This window comes from Synechococcus sp. LA31, assembly GCF_018502385.1.
GTDB lineage: Bacteria > Cyanobacteriota > Cyanobacteriia > PCC-6307 > Cyanobiaceae > Vulcanococcus.
Map to the genome: position 1 here is coordinate 700,069 of NZ_CP075523.1, position 15,466 is coordinate 715,534.

Sequence of the window (15,466 nt, forward strand, 5' to 3'; positions counted from 1 at the left end):
GCCATGACGGATTCAGTTGCGCCAGAGCTTCCCTTCAAGCTGGGCACCAACGTTCGCCTGCGTGAGACGCCCGCCTTTCTGAAAACGGCCGATCCCATGCCGATGCTGCGCCCGCCGGATCTGGTGGATGGGTCGGAGGTCGGGGAGATTGTCGGTCTGCGAGCTCTCGAGCAGTACGCGGTGCGTTTCCGCCGCGGCACCTTTCTCCTGGAGGCCCGTCAGCTGGAGCGGGTGATCGATGCGCTCACTGGCTGAAACCCTGCTGTTTCCAGATCACTTCGGCCTGGCTCAAGGCTGAGGCAGGTCCGCACAGGCTCAGGCTCGGTGCGTCAAGCAGCGTCTGCGCGGCGTTCAGTAGGTGTTCGGGCGTGAGATCTGCTGCTTCGATCAGGCACTGGTCGGCAAAATCAAATGGCAGGCCGTGGCCAAGCACTAGGGCATGGCGGTCAGCGATTTGGCTACTGGTTTGGCGCCCGAGCGCCTCTTGGCCGCGGAACTTGGCTAACGCCAGGTCCAGATCGCTGCGGCTGATCGGTTGATCGAGCAGCCGTTTCCACTCCACGAGCAGCTGTTCGGTGGCCTCGGCTGCCCGATCGCTGCTGGTGGATAGATGAAACACAAACGGTGCATCGCCAAGGCGCGCTGGGTAGTGCACGCCCACGTCGTAGGCGAGACCGTGCTCTTCCCGTAGAGCCACGAACAGCCGGCTCGACATGCCGACTCCCAGATGGCAGTGCAGCAGGCGCAGCGCCAGGGCCTGGGGTGCGCCCAACGGTGTGGTGGTAGCCCCGAGCATCAGCACCAACTGCTCGGTGTCGTCTTCGCTGGTGGCCAGGGCTGGGTGGCACAGGCCTTCTGGACCCGTTTGGCGCTGCGGTTGACAGCTGATCCAACTCTGGGCTGCTGTGCCAGCCAACAGCAATGCAGCGGCCGAATCCGGGATCTCGCCAGCCAGCACCAGCACTGCACCAGCCTGGCCGAAGCTGGCGGCTCGTTCTTCAAGCTGTTCGCGGCTGATGGATTTGAGGTCTGAATCCACGCCTAGTGGGTCGTGGCCGTAGGGACCGTCGCCGTAGAGGAGGTGGCGCAGCTGGTCGTGGGCTACTTGGAAGGGATCTTCCTTCTGGCGCTGCAGCGTTTGCAGGTTGAGCTGCCTCTCCAGATCGATCTGATCGTTCACCAGCCATGGCTGCTGCACCATCTGCAGCAGCAGTGGCAGCAGAGCCGCTGCATCCTGACTGGCGCATTTCAGACTCAGCAACGTGCCATCCTCGGCTGCCTCGCAGCGCAGACCAGCTCCGCAACCCTCCACCAGATCCGCCAGGGCATCACCGCTGAGTTCACCGCAACCGCGGCTCAGCACACCGGCCAGCAGCTGCGCCGCACCGCGTTGGCCGGGCCGATCCTCGCTGCTGCCCCCTCGCATCCAGAGTTTCGCGGAGAGGATGCCGGCCCCTGGCCGGTGAAGGAGCCAGAGGGGGCAGCCCCCCGCCAGGGTGAGCTGCTCCACGGCGGTTGTGGTGGTCATGCGGGCAACGCTTGCAGGCTGAAGGCCCGATCGGGATGAAGCAGCGGGATCATGTCGTTGCCAAGGCGCTCAGCACTCCAGCCGTTCAGCCATTCCAGCGGACGCTGCAGGTTGTGATGGCGGCCCCAGAGCTGACTGTTGCCCACCATGGCGGCCACGGATCCCGCCACCTCAAGGCTGAAGCGGTAGCCGTTGCTCACCAGCCGCTTGGCCCGATCCAGCTCTGCTGCAGTGGGCGGCTGTTTGAGTAGCTCCAGCAACACCCGCTGGATCTCCTGTTCCACTGCTGGCAGTTGGTCTGGCTCACACACGGCCTCCAGCAGCACCAGACAGCCCGACTCGAGCACATTCAGATCCAAATCAATGCTCTCCACCAGGCGCAGCCGCTCGCGCAGCTGCTCCACCAGACGGCTGCGGCGTCCCTCCGCCAGCAGGGTGGTAAGCAGATCGCCGCCCATCACGCTGTCTTGATCGGCGGCCCCTGGCAGCTGCCAAGCCATCAGCAGACGTGCCGCCTCCAGCCTGGGCAGGGTGATGGAGCTGCGGCCCGGCTTGAGGCTGAGGGGCGCTACGGGATCGAGAGGCCCTGACCGACGCAGTCCGGCCAGGGCTGAATCCTCAAGCCTGTGTTGCAGATCAAGGCCGGCCAGGGGGCCCGCCATCGCCAGGCAGAGGCGATCGGCGCGGTAGTGGCGTTGGTGAAAGGCTGCCATGGCCTCTGGGGTGTGGGCTTCCAGGGCCTGGCGTCGTCCCAGGATGGGCTTGCCGTAGGCGTGCTCACCGCAGGCCTGCAGCAGCAGCTCTTGGAAGGCCACGTCTTCGGGTTGATCCTCGCTCTGGGCCAGCTCTTCAAGCACCACCTGGCGCTCCATGGCGAAATCGCTCGGATCGAGCCGCGGTTGCAGCACCAGATCCAGCAGTAGATCCAGAGCCTGGGGTGCGGCCTGGGGCGGCATCAGCACGTGGTAGTGCACATCGTCAAAGCCCGTGGCTGCATTGCTGTTGCCCCCGAGCGCTTCCACCTTCAGGTCAAATTGACCAGCTTCAAGCTGCTCACTGCCTTTGAACACCATGTGTTCGAGAAAGTGGGCCAGTCCCGATTCCTCGGCCTTTTCTCCCGCGCTGCCGGCCCTGCACCAAAGATCCAGGCACACCACCGGTGCCTGGGGTAGATCGATCTGGACCAGGTTCGCACCGTTGTTGAGTTCGTGCCGCTGCGGTTCCGGCAGGGACGATGTCGAGAGACCGGGCAACGCGGGCAACGGATTGAGCGCTGGGCTGAACATGCATTCTGCTGGCAGGATCAACGGCTTGTCGGCCGGGATGCCCATGAGTTCAGCTGCCCTGGGGATTCATCCACTGATGGATGCTCTGGCGGAGCAGATCCGCAGCAGCTGGGAGCAGCTGCCTGATCTGCAGCCGCTGGATGTCGACCCTGAGCTGGAGGCGATCAGCGGCAGCCTGGATGGCGAGGCGCTGTTCATCCGTAATGAGCTGCGCCAGTGCAGCGGGCTGCGCAAACTCCACTTGGAGACAGCACGGCTGGGAGCTGGTCTACAGATCCTGCACTGCGTGTTCTTTCCCGATCCCCGCTACGACCTGCCGGTGTTTGGTGCTGACATCGTGGCCGGGCGTGGTGTGGTGTCGGCCGCAATTGTGGATCTTTCTCCCGTGAGCGGCGGTCTGCCGGCAGCTGTGGCCACCCGGCTCGGGGCCCTGCCGGAGCGCCGCTTTAGCCAGGAGCGGGAACTGCCTGAGTGGGGATCCATTTTCTCGCCGTTCGTGCGCTTCGTGCGGCCTGCCGATGCCGAGGAGGAACAGCGCTTCGTTGGTGTTGTGGGCGACTTTCTCACGGTTCTTGGCGCTGCCTGCCGCGAAGCACAGCCGCAACCGATCCACCACCCAGATACGGTGAAACGTCACAAGGGGCAACTCTCCTATTGCCGGCAACAGAAACGCAACGACAAAACACGCCGGGTTCTGGAGAAGGCCTTCAATCCGGCCTGGGCGGACCGCTACATCGAGGAGCTGCTCTTCGACGATCCGGCGCCGCTCGCCTGATGCAGCGCCCCTGGATGCTTGCTGGCGCCGGCGTTGGTCTGTTGCTGATCGCTGTGGCGGTTGGTCGCAGGCTGAGCCAGCCGGGGCCCTCTGCGATACAACCCGCTCCCCTCAGCACTCCAAGGCTTGAGGCGGTTTCGGCTTTGGGCACCTTGCAGCCCGCCGGGGATGTGCGTCGCCTGGCTGCTCCCTCCAGCGCCATGGGCGGTAGTCCGCGCCTGCTCACGCTTCAGGTGGAAGAAGGCCAGCGGGTCAAGCAAGGCGAGCTCCTGGCCACATTTGATAACCGCCCTCGGCTGATGGCCGATCTGGCCGCCGTGACCGCCCGTATCGACAGCCTCCGGGTTCAGATCGGGATGCAGCGCCGCGAGGTGGAGCGCTACCAGAGTGCCGCCAGTTCCGGTGCGGCCGCCCTGGTGCTGCTTGAAGAGAAAAAAGACGAGCTGGTGAAACTCGATGGCCAATTGCGCGAGGCTCAGGCCCAGCGCAAGGGCATCCAAGTTGACCTTGCAGACAGCGAATTGCGTGCCCCTTTGAGCGGCACGGTGCTCAAGGTGCACAGCCGAGTGGGTGAACGTCCCGGCGCTGACGGTGTGCTGGAGCTCGGGGCCGGCGATCAGATGGAGGCCGTGGCCGAGGTGTACGAGAGCGATATCAACCGCGTGAAACTCGGCCAGACCGTGAAGTTGGTGAGCGAAAACGGCGGTTTCAGCGGCAGCCTCCAGGCCCGGGTCATCCGTATCTCACCCCAAGTACGCCAGCGGGCTGTGCTCTCCACCGATCCCACTGGTGATGCTGATGCCCGTGTGGTTGAGGTGCGCCTAGCCCTGGATTCGGCCGATGCCAGCAAGGTGCGTGATCTGGCCGGGCTCAAGGTGATCGCCCGCTTCAACCCGTGATGCTCCAGCGCTGGTTGGTCGGCCTGTGGCAAAGCCGACGCATCCCTCTTTCGCTGATGCTGCTCACGCGTCAACCGGTGCGCTTGGCGGTGGCCCTGGCCGGCATCAGCTTCGCCGGGATCTTGATGTTCATGCAGCTGGGTTTCCGGGATGGATTGTTTGATGCCAGCGTCACCATTCACCGCCTGTTTGATGCGGATTTGGTGCTGATCAGTCCTCGTTCCACCAGTTCGGTGAGCATGGCGGGTTTCCCAAAGCGGAGGCTGGTACAAGCGATGGCGGCTCCCGAGGTGGAGGGCATTACCCCGGTCCACTGGAACCTGCTGCTGTGGCGCAATCCGGAAACCCGAGGCACTCGTTCGATCCTCACCCTGGGCTTTGAGCCCAATGACCCGCTGTTCACCGATCCAAGCCTGGCGCCCAAGGCCCGTCTGCTCACCCAAAAGGGCCGTGTGCTGTTTGATGAGCAATCACGACCTGAATTCGGCCCTGTAGCGGAGTGGTTCAAGGCCGGGCGCACTGTGGAGAGTGAGATCGCGGGCAAGCGGGTACGTGTGGCCGGTTTGGTGGGGTTGGGCACCTCCTTTGGTGCCGACGGCAACCTGCTCACCAGCAGTGAAACCTTTCTCGATCTGTTGCCGAATACCCCCCCCGGCAGTATTGAGGTGGGCCTGATTCGTTTGAAACCTGGGAGTGATGCCGCCGCAGTGGCGCAACGCCTGCAGGCTCAACTCCCCAGTGATGTGACCGTGCTCACCAAGCAAGGCTTCATCGATTTCGAGCAGAACTACTGGCGCACCAGCACCTCCATCGGCTTCATTTTCACCCTGGGCGCTGCCATGGGCTTTGTGGTGGGCTGCGTCATTGTGTATCAGGTGCTCTATTCGGATGTGAGTGATCACCTCCCCGAATACGCCACGTTGATGGCCATGGGCTACAAGCTGATCAGCCTGCTGGGGGTGGTGGGTCGTGAAGGCCTTCTGCTTGCGGCCTTCGGCTACTTGCCGGCCTATGCCGCAGGCCAGGGGCTCTATCTCTTGGTTCGCAATGCCACCCAGCTGCCGGTGTTTATGGACACCACCCGTGCCGTCACCGTGTTCAGCATGATTCTGGTGATGTGCATGGCCTCGGCCGCCCTGGCCATGCGGCGTCTGGCCGATGCCGATCCCGCCGAGATTTTCTGAGCGCTATGGCTGTTGCGGCGATCGAGTTGACCAATCTCTGCCATTGGTATGGCACTGGCTCTATGCGCCGTCAGGTGCTCCAGGGGGTGAACCTTGCGGTGGCCCCTGGCGAGGTGGTGTTGCTCACCGGCCCCTCCGGCTGCGGTAAAACCACCCTGCTCACCTTGGTGGGTGCGCTGCGCCAGGTGCAGCAGGGTTCGGTGCGGGTGTTGGGACAGCAGCTCGATGGTGCCAGCCGCCGGGAGCGTCAGCAGCTGCGGCGCTCGATCGGCATGATTTTTCAGGGGCACAATCTGCTGCGCTGCCTCACCGCTGAACAGAACGTTCAGATGGGATCTGACCTGCTGCCCGGGGTGAGCTATCGCGCCCGTCGCGATCAGGCCCGCGAGTGGCTGCGGGCCGTGGGGCTCGGGGATGAACTGCACAAACTGCCCCACGATCTCTCCGGCGGGCAGAAACAGCGGGTGGCCATTGCCAGGGCCCTGGCGGCCCATCCCCGTCTGCTGTTGGCCGATGAACCCACCGCCGCCCTGGATTCCAGAACCGGCCGCGAGGTGGTGGAGCTGTTGCAACGCCTCGCTCGTGATCAGGGTTGCGCGGTGCTGATGGTGACCCACGATCCCCGCATCCTCGATGTCGCTGATCGACTGGTGCGCATGGAAGACGGATTGCTGTTGGAGGCGGAACGACCGGATTTAGTGCCCACCAGCTGAAGCCCATTCAGTAGTGTGGTGTTTATCCAAAAACAACTGCCGCCTCGATGGCCAAACGCCGCAACCTCAAGAAAGAAAAGCAAGAGCGCAACCGCGCCTACGCCCGCAAGTTCAAGAAGCGCAAGCTGCGCAATGACGGCCGCGGTGAGGGTGCAGGCAATGGCGTGACCGGTACGGCCAACAACGGCGGCGCCGCCGACTGATCCTTCACCATCAGATGGTGAGTCGGGGATCCTGCGGGGTCCCCTTTTTTTGACCCTTGCCCCGCGCCACCTGATCGCGCCATGTTCCTCAGCGTCGTCATCCCCACCTACAACAGGCTGCCGATCCTGGAGAAGTGCCTGCGCGCTCTGGAGCAGCAGCAGCTTGCGGCACCGATCAGCGCGTACGAGGTGGTGGTGGTGGATGACGGGTCCACCGATGACACGGTGACCTGGTTGCTGGCCAACAGTGCCAGCTTTCCCCATGTGCGGCTGGTGCAGCAGGACCATGGCGGTCCGGCCGAGGGGCGCAACCGCGGTGTAGATCACGCCCGCGGCGACGTGATCGTGTTCATCGATAGCGATCTCGTGGTCACCGAGACCTTTTTGATCAGCCATGCCCACCGTTTGGAGCAGACCTGGCGCGATCGAGGCGATCGGCTCTGCTTTACCTATGGCGCGGTGATCAACACCGCCAATTTCGAAGACCCCACCAGCGAACCCCACAAGCTCAGCGACTTGTCCTGGGCTTACTTCGCCACCGGCAATGTGGCCATTGATCGCGAGGTGCTGGAGCGAAGCGGGTTGTTTGATACGCGCTTCCGCCTCTATGGCTGGGAAGACCTGGAGCTTGGAGAGCGCTTGCGACGCATGGGCGTGGTGCTGGTTCGCTGTCCCGAAGCGGTGGGCTACCACTGGCATCCGCCCCTGAGCCTGGAGCAGGTTCCCCGTTTGATCGCTGTGGAGGGGGAGCGGGCCAAGATGGGCCTGGTGTTCTTCCGCAAGCACCCCACGCGCCGTGTGCGCTTCATCATTCAGTTCACGCACTTGCACCGGCTGCTGTGGGAGCTGCTCACCCTCGGCGGCGTCCTGAATGAGCGCAGCCTCAGGCCACTGCTGGCCTGGTTGATCCGCATCGGTCGGCCCGGTTTGGCGATGGAGCTGCTGCGTCTGCCTCTCAACCGCATTGGTGTGAGGGCCCTCTACCGCGAGGCTCGGGCCGAAGGTCTGGCCTGAGCAGAGCGCAACAGCTGAGTGCTGCACAGCGATTTGATAGGGTTGGTGGGTTCATTCACACCGCACACCTGCACGTTTCGGGTGACCCGTTCGCGGAGTCCCTGGCAGGTGGAGGCAAACCCGAAACCCTCAACTCATGGCTGTTGTTACCCTCGCCGAAATGATGGAGGCGGGTGCTCACTTTGGGCACCAAACTCGCCGCTGGAACCCCAAGATGTCGCGCTACATCTATTGCGCGCGCAACGGTGTTCACATCATCGACCTTGTGCAGACTGCCGTCTGCATGAATAACGCCTACAAATGGGTGCGTAGTGCTGCGCGTAGCGGCAAGCGCTTCCTGTTTGTCGGTACCAAGAAGCAGGCCTCCGAAGTCATCGCCCTCGAAGCAGCCCGCTGTGGTGCTTCTTACGTGAACCAGCGTTGGCTGGGCGGCATGCTCACCAACTGGACCACCATGCGGGCCCGCATCGACCGCCTTAAGGATCTGGAGCGCATGGAGTCGTCCGGCGCGATTGCGATGCGTCCGAAGAAAGAGGCTGCTGTGCTCCGCCGTGAGCTGGAGCGCCTGCAGAAGTATCTGGGTGGCTTGAAGAACATGCGTCGCCTGCCAGACGTTGTGGTGCTGGTGGATCAGCGCCGTGAATCCAACGCCGTGCTGGAGGCTCGCAAGCTCGATATCCCGCTGGTGTCGATGCTCGACACCAATTGCGATCCCGACCTCTGCGACGTGCCCATCCCTTGCAACGACGATGCCGTGCGTTCCGTGCAGCTCGTGCTGGGTCGCCTTGCCGACGCGATCAATGAGGGCCGCCATGGCGCCAATGACCAGCGTGGCGGCTACGAAGACGAGGAGGGCTGAGTGACAGCCCATTTGGGCTGAGGTCTGCAAGTCTCACTCGAACCAACCCCGCAATGGCTCTGGAGCTTCCCTGAGGGGGAGCTTCTGCCTGTTTGAGCCACTTCAACGTTCCCCCTTTCATTTTTTCCCAGATTCATGGCTGAGATCTCCGCCAAGCTCGTTAAGGAACTTCGCGACGTCACCGGCGCCGGCATGATGGACTGCAAGAAAGCTCTTGCAGAAACCAACGGCGATAAGGACAAGGCCGTTGAGTGGCTGCGTCAGAAGGGCATCGCGTCCGCCGAGAAGAAGTCGGGCCGCACCGCCGCCGAAGGCGCCATCGGTAGCTACATCCACACCGGCGCCCGCGTGGGTGTGCTCGTGGAAGTGAACTGCGAAACCGACTTCGTGGCCCGCGGCGAGATCTTCCAGGAGCTGATCCGCAACGTTGCGATGCAGATCGCTGCCTGTCCCAGCGTTGACTACGTCAAGGTTGACGACATCCCAGCTGAGGTGTCTGAGCGCGAGAAGCAGATCGAGATGGGTCGCGATGACCTGGCCGGCAAGAAGGATGAGATGAAGGAGAAGATCGTGGCCGGTCGCATCGGCAAGCGCCTCAAGGAAATGGCTCTGCTCGATCAGGCCTACATCAAAGACAGCGGTATGACCGTTGAGGAGATGGTGAAGCAGGTGGCCGGCAAGGTCGGCGAGAACATTCAGGTGCGTCGTTTCGTGCGCTTCAACCTGGGCGAAGGTATTGAAATCGACAAGATGGACTTCGCTGCTGAAGTGGCTGCGATGCAGGCTGCCTGATGCGCGAGGAGGCTCAGCGCCAGATTGAACTCCTCCTGCAACAGCAGGAGGAGTTGGCTCCTGAGCTTTATCGCGACCTGGCTCTTTACCTTCAGGTCTTACGCGAAGGCTTGCTGCAGTCCGTGCAGCAAGCCTGTTTTCATTTGGCTACCCAGGTGGTGCCTGAGCGTTACAACCAATTACCGCCGGAGCGTCGTCAGGCCTTTCAGCAGCGGCTGCAGGAGCTCGTGAAACGTACGGCTTCGCTGCTCACGGTGGAGCAGCTGATGGGGCTGGCCGCCCAGCAACAACGCCGAGACCATCGCCGTCAGCGCGTGCAGCAACAGCGCATGCTCGATGCACTGCTGCAAGGAGATGAGGCTGAACGCCCGGAGCCACAGCCGGTGGGCTCGGTCAACCTGAGCATGGATCTACCCATCTCGGCCGATCTCTTGGATCGTGGTCTGCCTGTGCTGGCCCAGCCCGAGCATCAGGGTTCAGCCAACCCAGTGGAGCAGGCTCCGTTGGATGGCACTGAAGGCCAAGAGCAGGCCAACGCCGAGCAACAGCTGTTGCAGTCGCTCTTTCAGATGGCTTCCGAAGGGCTCCAGCAGGGGTCGCTTGATGCCATAGACCAGGGCTCTGAACCGGAACCACCCGCTGACGCCACAGCCACCTTCAGCCTGACCCCATCCGCTGAGCTTGATTCCAGGGTGACGGCTGCCAGCCTGCCTCGCGATCCTCTGCTGCAGCTTCGCTGGTGGAGCCACTTCGATCGGTCACTCCGCCGGCGTCTGCGCAACCTCTCCCATGCTGTGAATGTGGAAATGTTGCGGCTGGGCCTGGCCCAGGGGCTGCTGCCGATGAATCTGCTTGATGCCGTGCTGGATGGTCAGGTGGAGGCGCTGCCTGCACCGGCCAATCTGCTCAGAGTCCCCCTTCCGCTCGGACAGATTCTTGGCCCTGCGGCCCCTACGGAGGTGCTCACCCTGCTGCTGCGCAACACGGATCTGGAATACGAGCAGCCGCGCTTGCGCACCTGTCGAAAACGCCTTGAGCAGCGGCGGCGTGGATTGCGCACAATGGCCAAGCGCTACCGCAGTTGGCAGCGCCGGCTGAGCGCCTTCGAGGCTGAGGATCTGTGGTTTCAGGACCATGCCCACAACCAGAGACCGGCGGTGGATCAAGCCTGAGCCTTCAGGACTGGCTGCGCCCCCTCCAGCAGGGGCTTCAGCTCGAGGCCGATCGGGGCTTCGGCAATCTCCAAGGCAGGCGTGAACCGTTTCAAGCGTTCCTGTGGCGCAGTCTGAGTCAGCCCCCTGCGGGGCTTGCGCCCCACCAGCTGCAGCTGCTTGAGCAACTCGCTTCGCAGTACGGGCACTACGCAGAGTTGTCGCAATCCCAGCGCCAGACCCTTGTGCGCCGCACCCGCCAGGCCCTGCATGAGTTGCAACGGGCCCATGAACCGCAGCGCCCGATGGGGCCGCCGCGTCTACGCTTGGTGCCGGATGTGGCGGCGACCGGCACCAGCGGCACACTTCATCCGGATACGCCCCTGGCGGAGATCAAGGGCGTGGGGCCCAAAAGTGCTGCGCGCTTGGCCGCCCTGGATCTCTGGGTGGCGCGGGATCTGGTGCGCTACTACCCGCGCGATTACCTCGACTATTCCAATTTGGTGCGGATCGCGGCACTCGAGCCAGGGCGTACCGCCACGATCGTGGCCAGCGTGCGCCGCAGCCACAGCTTCACCAGTCCGCGCAATCCCAATCTCTCGATCTTGGAGCTGCAGCTGGTGGACCCCACCGGTCGCATTCGCATCTCGAAGTTTTTTGCCGGCAAGCGCTTCAGCTCACCCGCCTGGCTGAAAGCTCAGCAACGCCAATACCCCACCGGTGCCACCGTGGCCGTGAGTGGTCTGGTGAAAGAAACCCCTTACGGCCCTGCGTTTCAGGACCCGCTGATGGAGGTGCTCGCCAGCCCGAATGCGCCGGTGCAAAGCGAGCAGATCGGGCGCCTGCTGCCGGTGTACGGCCTCACCGAGGGTCTCAGCGCGGATCGTTTGCGTGCCCTCGTGCGTCCGGTGCTGGTGGCGGCACGTTCTTGGCCCGATCCGCTACCGCCCGCGCTCCAGGTTCAGGAGGCGTTGGTGGATTTGGGCACTGCCCTCACCCAGATCCATGCCCCCACCAATCAGCCATCCCTCACCCGCGCCCGGCGCCGGCTGGTGTTCGATGAATTCCTACTCCTCCAACTGGGGATGCTCCAACGCCGCCGTCAGCTCACAAGCCGTCCGGCACCGGCACTGAGCAGTCCTACGGGCACGTTATTGGCCGGATTCCTCGATCTGCTGCCCTTTCCGCTCACCGGTGCGCAACAACGAGTCCTGGCAGAGATTCGCGCTGATCTGGTGCGGGAGCAGCCGATGGCACGGTTGGTTCAAGGTGATGTTGGCAGTGGCAAAACCGTTGTGGCCATCGCTGCGCTGCTCACCGCCATCGAAGCAGGCTGTCAGGGTGCCTTGATGGCGCCCACTGAGGTGCTGGCGCAGCAGCATTACCGCAAGCTCTGTGAGTGGCTGCCCCAGCTGCATGTGAGCTGTGCCCTGCTCACGGGCTCCACACCCGCGCGCCGGCGCCGTGAACTGTTGGCCGATCTGGACAACGGCACGCTCAAGATGCTGGTGGGCACCCACGCTTTGCTCGAAGACCCTGTGCAGTTTGCACGTTTGGGTTTAGTGGTGGTGGATGAGCAACATCGTTTCGGTGTGCATCAGCGCAACCGATTGCTCGATAAGGGTTTGCAGCCTCACCTGCTCACGATGACGGCCACCCCGATCCCGCGCACCCTGGCGCTCTCCCTGCATGGCGATTTGGACGTGAGCCAGATCGATGAGCTGCCGCCAGGCCGCACCCCCATTCGCACCACCCTCTTGGCTGGATCTGAGCGTGAAGAGGCCTATGCGTTGATCCGTGAGCAGGTGGCTTTGGGGCAGAGGGCCTACGTGGTGTTGCCCCTGGTGGAGGAATCGGAAAAGCTCGACCTGCGCTCGGCGGTGGAGGTGCACCAGCAACTGAGCGAGCAGATTTTTCCTGAGCTCCAGGTGGGGTTGTTACACGGCCGCATGCCCAGCGCCGATAAGCAGGCGGCGATTGGCGCGTTCGCTGCTGGTCACACTCAAGTTCTGGTGAGCACCACGGTGGTGGAGGTGGGGGTGGATGTTCCTGAGGCCAGCGTGATGGTGATCGAGCATGCCGATCGCTTTGGTCTGGCTCAGCTGCACCAACTGCGCGGCCGGGTGGGCCGCGGTGCAGCTGCCTCCTACTGCCAGCTGATCAACGACAGTCGCAATGCATTGGCTCGCCAACGGTTGGAGGTGCTGGTGCACTCCACCGATGGCTTTGAGATTGCGGAGATGGATCTGCGGCTGCGGGGTCCCGGTCAAGTGCTGGGCACGCGCCAGAGCGGGCTGCCGGATCTTGCCCTGGCCAGCCTCACCGATGACGGCGACGTGCTGGAACAGGCTCGGCGAGTGGCACAGCAGATCATGAGTCAGGATCCCTCACTTGAGGCCCACGTTGGACTGGCCAGGGCTTTGGCCGAGCAGCGGCAACGCACAGCCTCACCCGCGTGTCTTAATTGATCGCCATGCGTCCTTGGAGCCCGATTCCAATTCGCGATTGTGCGGAGCCCTTGCTCCCCCTGCCTGCGGAGCTGCATCGGATCGAGCCCCATCCCTACGCCGCGGTGGGCGCTCCCTACGGCCCAGATGCGTGTCCATTTCGCCTCCGCCAGGGCGTGATCGAACGGTTGCTCGCCGCGCAATACCAGCTTCAGATCGAGCAGCCTGGCTGGCGGCTGGCGGTGTTTGATGCCTGGCGGCCGCTTGCGGTGCAACGCTTCATGGTGGCCTTCGCCATTGAGCAAGAATGCGCTGCCCGTGGAATTGATCCCGCTGACTCTGGAGAAGCCCGTGCTGCAGTGGAGCAGGCGGTGGGTCGTTTCTGGGCCCCCCCCAGCTCCAACCCCGCTACACCACCGCCCCACAGCACAGGCGCCGCCGTGGATCTCACCCTTGCGGATCAGGCAGGGGAACCGCTCGATCTGGGCTCTCCCATCGACGCGATCGGCTCAGTGTCAGAGCCGGATTATTTCCGTGCTGTGGCCTCAAGCAGCTCCGATCCGGCTCTGTGCGAGCAAGCCCTCGTGTGGCAGGGGCGGCGCGACCAGCTCGCTGCCGCGATGCAGGCCGCCGGTTTTGCGCAGCATCCCAATGAGTGGTGGCATTTCAGTTACGGGGATCAGCTCTGGGCCTGGCGTACAGGTCAAACCAGGGCGATCTACGGCCGCTCAGGCTGCTGAAGCCAGCAAGCTCTTCACTTGATCGCGTCCGAGCTTGGCCACGTAGTCACCAAAGGATCGGCGCCCACCCGCAGCTTTCCAGCCTTGGAGCAGCGGCTCGAGCGTGCTCTCGAGCTTCTCCAACGGCATTTTTTCGAGATAAGGCTCAGCCAGCCGGGTGAGGTTCGGGGCGCCCCCCAACCACACTTGGTATTGGTTCACCCCATCGCCCACCAGGCCCAGCTCGGCCATATACGGGCGTGCGCAGCCGTTGGGGCAACCCGTCATCCGCACCAGCATCGACTTCTCGATCTCAAGACGCCGCAGCTGCGCATCCAGGCGATCGAGCACCTCAGGAAGAATGCGTTCAGCTTCGGTAACCGCCAAGCCGCAAAGTGGCAGGGCCGGGCAAGCGATGGCATGGCGTGCCAATAAAGGCGGTGCATCGGGGGCATCAACCCCCATCGCTTCAAGCGCGGCGCGCACGCTGCCGCGTTGAGCGGTTCCGATATTGCAAAGCAACAGATCTTGGTTGGGAGTGAGGCGGGTCTCGAGCTGGTAGGTCTCCACCAGCTGCCGTAAGCCGCGCTTGAGATCGCCGCTGAGGCGTCCACACAGCAGTGGGATGCCCACAAACCATTTGCCAGCGCTTTGACGGTGCCAGCCCAGGTAGTCAGCAAGCTTGTTTTTAGGCTCGAGGCGCATCCCTTTGATCGGGTGCTTGAAATATGTGCTCTTTAACTCCTGTTTGAACCAGGCAATGCCCTGGTCGTGGATCAGATATTTCATGCGCGAATGGCGCCGGTTGTTGCGATCGCCGTAATCACGTTGCAACGCGAGAATCGCCTGCACGAGATCGAGCACATGCTCTGCATCCACATAGCCGAGAGGGTCGGCTGTGCGGGCAAAGGTTTCCTCTTTGTTGTGGGTTCGGCCCATGCCGCCTCCCACATACACGTTGCAACCGCGCAGTTCACCGCTGGCATCAGCAAACGCCACCAAGCCGATGTCTTGGGTGAGTAGATCCACCGAGTTGTCGCCCGGCACGGTAACGGCGCACTTGAATTTGCGCGGCAGGTACGTGGTGCCGTAGAGGGGCTCATCACCGTCGCCGCTGAATACCCCCCCCTCGTGTTGACGCTCCCGCACCTTCTTCACTGCCCGGCTGGGTTTGATGCGGTAGCTCAGTTCGCCATCGACCCAGAGATCGAGATAAGCCCCTTCCGCTGCCACAGGGCTCAAGGTGTCGGCAATGTCATTGGCGAGCTGGCGCGCTGCCGGATAGGCACCCTTTTCAAACGGTGCCGCTGGCGCCATCACATTGCGGTTGATGTCACCGCAGGCCGCCAGTGTTGAACCCATGCCGCGCACGATTGTGCCGATCACCTCCCGCAAATTGTGCTTGCGGATGCCGTGCATCTGAAACGCCTGGCGGGTGGTGACCCGCAGGGTTCCATTGCCCAGGCGATCGGCAAGATCGTCGAGGGCTAAATACAGTGAAGCGGGAATGCGGCCAGCGGGGCTGCGCAGCCGCAGCATCATTTGCCAATCTTTGTCCTGGCCTTTCTGGCGGTTGTCGCGGTTGTCTTGCTGATAGCTGCCATGAAACTTGAGCAGCTGAACCGCACCATCGGTGAAATTAGGTAGCTCGTTTTCGAGCTCGGTGGCGAGAGGTTCGCGCAGGTAACCGCTGTCAGCCTTCAGCTGCTCAAACTTGCTCCGCTCAGCGCCGTTGGCAATGCAAGGCGAGAAGCTGCGGCCGCTCTGATCATCAGAGCTGCGCTCATCGGGCCCTGCCGTCACGGTCACACGCTGCTTGGGATTGCCTCTGACGGTAGCGAAACGGCTGTTGCTACTGGTTCACCTGACCATTGCTTCCATACAGTGGGCGGCTGA

Annotated in this window: 15 protein-coding genes; 12 read left to right on the forward strand and 3 right to left on the reverse strand. The window is 63.1% G+C overall.

The features are described from left to right. Positions 1 to 3 precede the first annotated feature (3 nt). Positions 4 to 255, forward strand: a complete 252-nt coding sequence (locus KJJ24_RS03770) for an NAD(P)H dehydrogenase assembly family protein (RefSeq protein ID WP_214341239.1) — start codon at positions 4 to 6, stop codon at positions 253 to 255. Here the strand turns inward: KJJ24_RS03770 and KJJ24_RS03775 are convergent. Together KJJ24_RS03775 and KJJ24_RS03780 are read right to left on the reverse strand one after the other, a co-directional pair. Then, positions 245 to 1,528, reverse strand: coding sequence for a pitrilysin family protein (locus KJJ24_RS03775; protein WP_214341242.1), 1,284 nt, complete (start codon positions 1,526 to 1,528; stop codon positions 245 to 247). The genes KJJ24_RS03770 and KJJ24_RS03775 overlap by 11 nt on opposite strands. Then, on the reverse strand, positions 1,525 to 2,859 hold the full coding sequence (locus KJJ24_RS03780) for a pitrilysin family protein (protein WP_214341245.1): 1,335 nt from the start codon (positions 2,857 to 2,859) through the stop codon (positions 1,525 to 1,527). The genes KJJ24_RS03775 and KJJ24_RS03780 overlap by 4 nt, the downstream gene beginning before the upstream one ends. Between KJJ24_RS03780 and KJJ24_RS03785 the strand changes: the two genes are divergently transcribed. From KJJ24_RS03785 to KJJ24_RS03835, 11 genes are all read left to right on the forward strand, one after another. Beyond that, on the forward strand, positions 2,858 to 3,589 hold the full coding sequence (locus KJJ24_RS03785; RefSeq protein ID WP_214341248.1) for a phycocyanobilin:ferredoxin oxidoreductase: 732 nt from the start codon (positions 2,858 to 2,860) through the stop codon (positions 3,587 to 3,589). The genes KJJ24_RS03780 and KJJ24_RS03785 overlap by 2 nt on opposite strands. Beyond that, positions 3,589 to 4,488 carry an HlyD family efflux transporter periplasmic adaptor subunit gene (locus KJJ24_RS03790; protein WP_250544903.1) on the forward strand — a complete coding sequence of 300 codons (900 nt, stop codon included), beginning with the start codon at positions 3,589 to 3,591 and terminating at the stop codon, positions 4,486 to 4,488. Before KJJ24_RS03785 ends, KJJ24_RS03790 begins: the two co-directional genes overlap by 1 nt. Further along, positions 4,488 to 5,672 (forward strand): ABC transporter permease DevC, encoded by a 1,185-nt coding sequence (gene devC, locus KJJ24_RS03795; protein ID WP_214341251.1) that lies wholly within the window; start codon positions 4,488 to 4,490, stop codon positions 5,670 to 5,672. The genes KJJ24_RS03790 and devC overlap by 1 nt, the downstream gene beginning before the upstream one ends. A gap of 5 nt (positions 5,673 to 5,677) precedes the next feature. Next, positions 5,678 to 6,385, forward strand: coding sequence for a DevA family ABC transporter ATP-binding protein (locus KJJ24_RS03800; protein WP_214341254.1), 708 nt, complete (start codon positions 5,678 to 5,680; stop codon positions 6,383 to 6,385). Positions 6,386 to 6,432: 47 nt separating this feature from the next. Next, positions 6,433 to 6,588: a hypothetical protein gene (locus tag KJJ24_RS03805; protein WP_006171625.1), complete on the forward strand. Its 156-nt coding sequence runs from the start codon at positions 6,433 to 6,435 to the stop codon at positions 6,586 to 6,588. An 81-nt stretch (positions 6,589 to 6,669) separates the two neighbouring features. After that, on the forward strand, positions 6,670 to 7,602 hold the full coding sequence (locus tag KJJ24_RS03810; RefSeq protein WP_214341257.1) for a glycosyltransferase family 2 protein: 933 nt from the start codon (positions 6,670 to 6,672) through the stop codon (positions 7,600 to 7,602). Between the two features lie 136 nt (positions 7,603 to 7,738). After that, on the forward strand, positions 7,739 to 8,461 hold the full coding sequence (rpsB, locus tag KJJ24_RS03815) for a 30S ribosomal protein S2 (RefSeq protein ID WP_214341259.1): 723 nt from the start codon (positions 7,739 to 7,741) through the stop codon (positions 8,459 to 8,461). A 135-nt stretch (positions 8,462 to 8,596) separates the two neighbouring features. Beyond that, a complete protein-coding gene (gene tsf / locus KJJ24_RS03820; protein WP_214341261.1) occupies positions 8,597 to 9,253 on the forward strand; it encodes a translation elongation factor Ts in 657 nt (218 codons plus the stop codon). After that, positions 9,253 to 10,425, forward strand: coding sequence for a hypothetical protein (locus KJJ24_RS03825; RefSeq protein WP_214341263.1), 1,173 nt, complete (start codon positions 9,253 to 9,255; stop codon positions 10,423 to 10,425). Before tsf ends, KJJ24_RS03825 begins: the two co-directional genes overlap by 1 nt. 14 nt (positions 10,426 to 10,439) lie before the next feature. Next, positions 10,440 to 12,872 carry an ATP-dependent DNA helicase RecG gene (gene recG / locus KJJ24_RS03830; protein ID WP_214343257.1) on the forward strand — a complete coding sequence of 811 codons (2,433 nt, stop codon included), beginning with the start codon at positions 10,440 to 10,442 and terminating at the stop codon, positions 12,870 to 12,872. A 5-nt stretch (positions 12,873 to 12,877) separates the two neighbouring features. Continuing rightward, positions 12,878 to 13,591 (forward strand): M15 family metallopeptidase, encoded by a 714-nt coding sequence (locus tag KJJ24_RS03835; RefSeq protein WP_214341265.1) that lies wholly within the window; start codon positions 12,878 to 12,880, stop codon positions 13,589 to 13,591. Here the strand turns inward: KJJ24_RS03835 and sir are convergent. Further along, a complete protein-coding gene (sir, locus tag KJJ24_RS03840; protein WP_214343259.1) occupies positions 13,580 to 15,310 on the reverse strand; it encodes a sulfite reductase, ferredoxin dependent in 1,731 nt (576 codons plus the stop codon). The two genes, KJJ24_RS03835 and sir, sit on opposite strands and share 12 nt — an antisense overlap. Positions 15,311 to 15,466: the final 156 nt, after the last annotated feature.

What these genes read in the sequence shown, in the direction of transcription:
- KJJ24_RS03810 (WP_214341257.1), top strand. Translation starts at nt 6,670, where the DNA reads ATGTTCCTCAGCGTCGTCATCCCCACCTACAACAGGCTGCCGATCCTG.
- tsf (WP_214341261.1), top strand. Translation starts at nt 8,597, where the DNA reads ATGGCTGAGATCTCCGCCAAGCTCGTTAAGGAACTTCGCGACGTCACC.
- KJJ24_RS03780 (WP_214341245.1), bottom strand. Translation starts at nt 2,859, where the DNA reads ATGGGCATCCCGGCCGACAAGCCGTTGATCCTGCCAGCAGAATGCATG.
- KJJ24_RS03790 (WP_250544903.1), top strand. Translation starts at nt 3,589, where the DNA reads ATGCAGCGCCCCTGGATGCTTGCTGGCGCCGGCGTTGGTCTGTTGCTG.
- KJJ24_RS03775 (WP_214341242.1), bottom strand. Translation starts at nt 1,528, where the DNA reads ATGACCACCACAACCGCCGTGGAGCAGCTCACCCTGGCGGGGGGCTGC.
- KJJ24_RS03825 (WP_214341263.1), top strand. Translation starts at nt 9,253, where the DNA reads ATGCGCGAGGAGGCTCAGCGCCAGATTGAACTCCTCCTGCAACAGCAG.
- KJJ24_RS03835 (WP_214341265.1), top strand. Translation starts at nt 12,878, where the DNA reads ATGCGTCCTTGGAGCCCGATTCCAATTCGCGATTGTGCGGAGCCCTTG.
- devC (WP_214341251.1), top strand. Translation starts at nt 4,488, where the DNA reads ATGCTCCAGCGCTGGTTGGTCGGCCTGTGGCAAAGCCGACGCATCCCT.
- rpsB (WP_214341259.1), top strand. Translation starts at nt 7,739, where the DNA reads ATGGCTGTTGTTACCCTCGCCGAAATGATGGAGGCGGGTGCTCACTTT.
- KJJ24_RS03770 (WP_214341239.1), top strand. Translation starts at nt 4, where the DNA reads ATGACGGATTCAGTTGCGCCAGAGCTTCCCTTCAAGCTGGGCACCAAC.
- KJJ24_RS03785 (WP_214341248.1), top strand. Translation starts at nt 2,858, where the DNA reads ATGAGTTCAGCTGCCCTGGGGATTCATCCACTGATGGATGCTCTGGCG.
- KJJ24_RS03800 (WP_214341254.1), top strand. Translation starts at nt 5,678, where the DNA reads ATGGCTGTTGCGGCGATCGAGTTGACCAATCTCTGCCATTGGTATGGC.
- KJJ24_RS03805 (WP_006171625.1), top strand. Translation starts at nt 6,433, where the DNA reads ATGGCCAAACGCCGCAACCTCAAGAAAGAAAAGCAAGAGCGCAACCGC.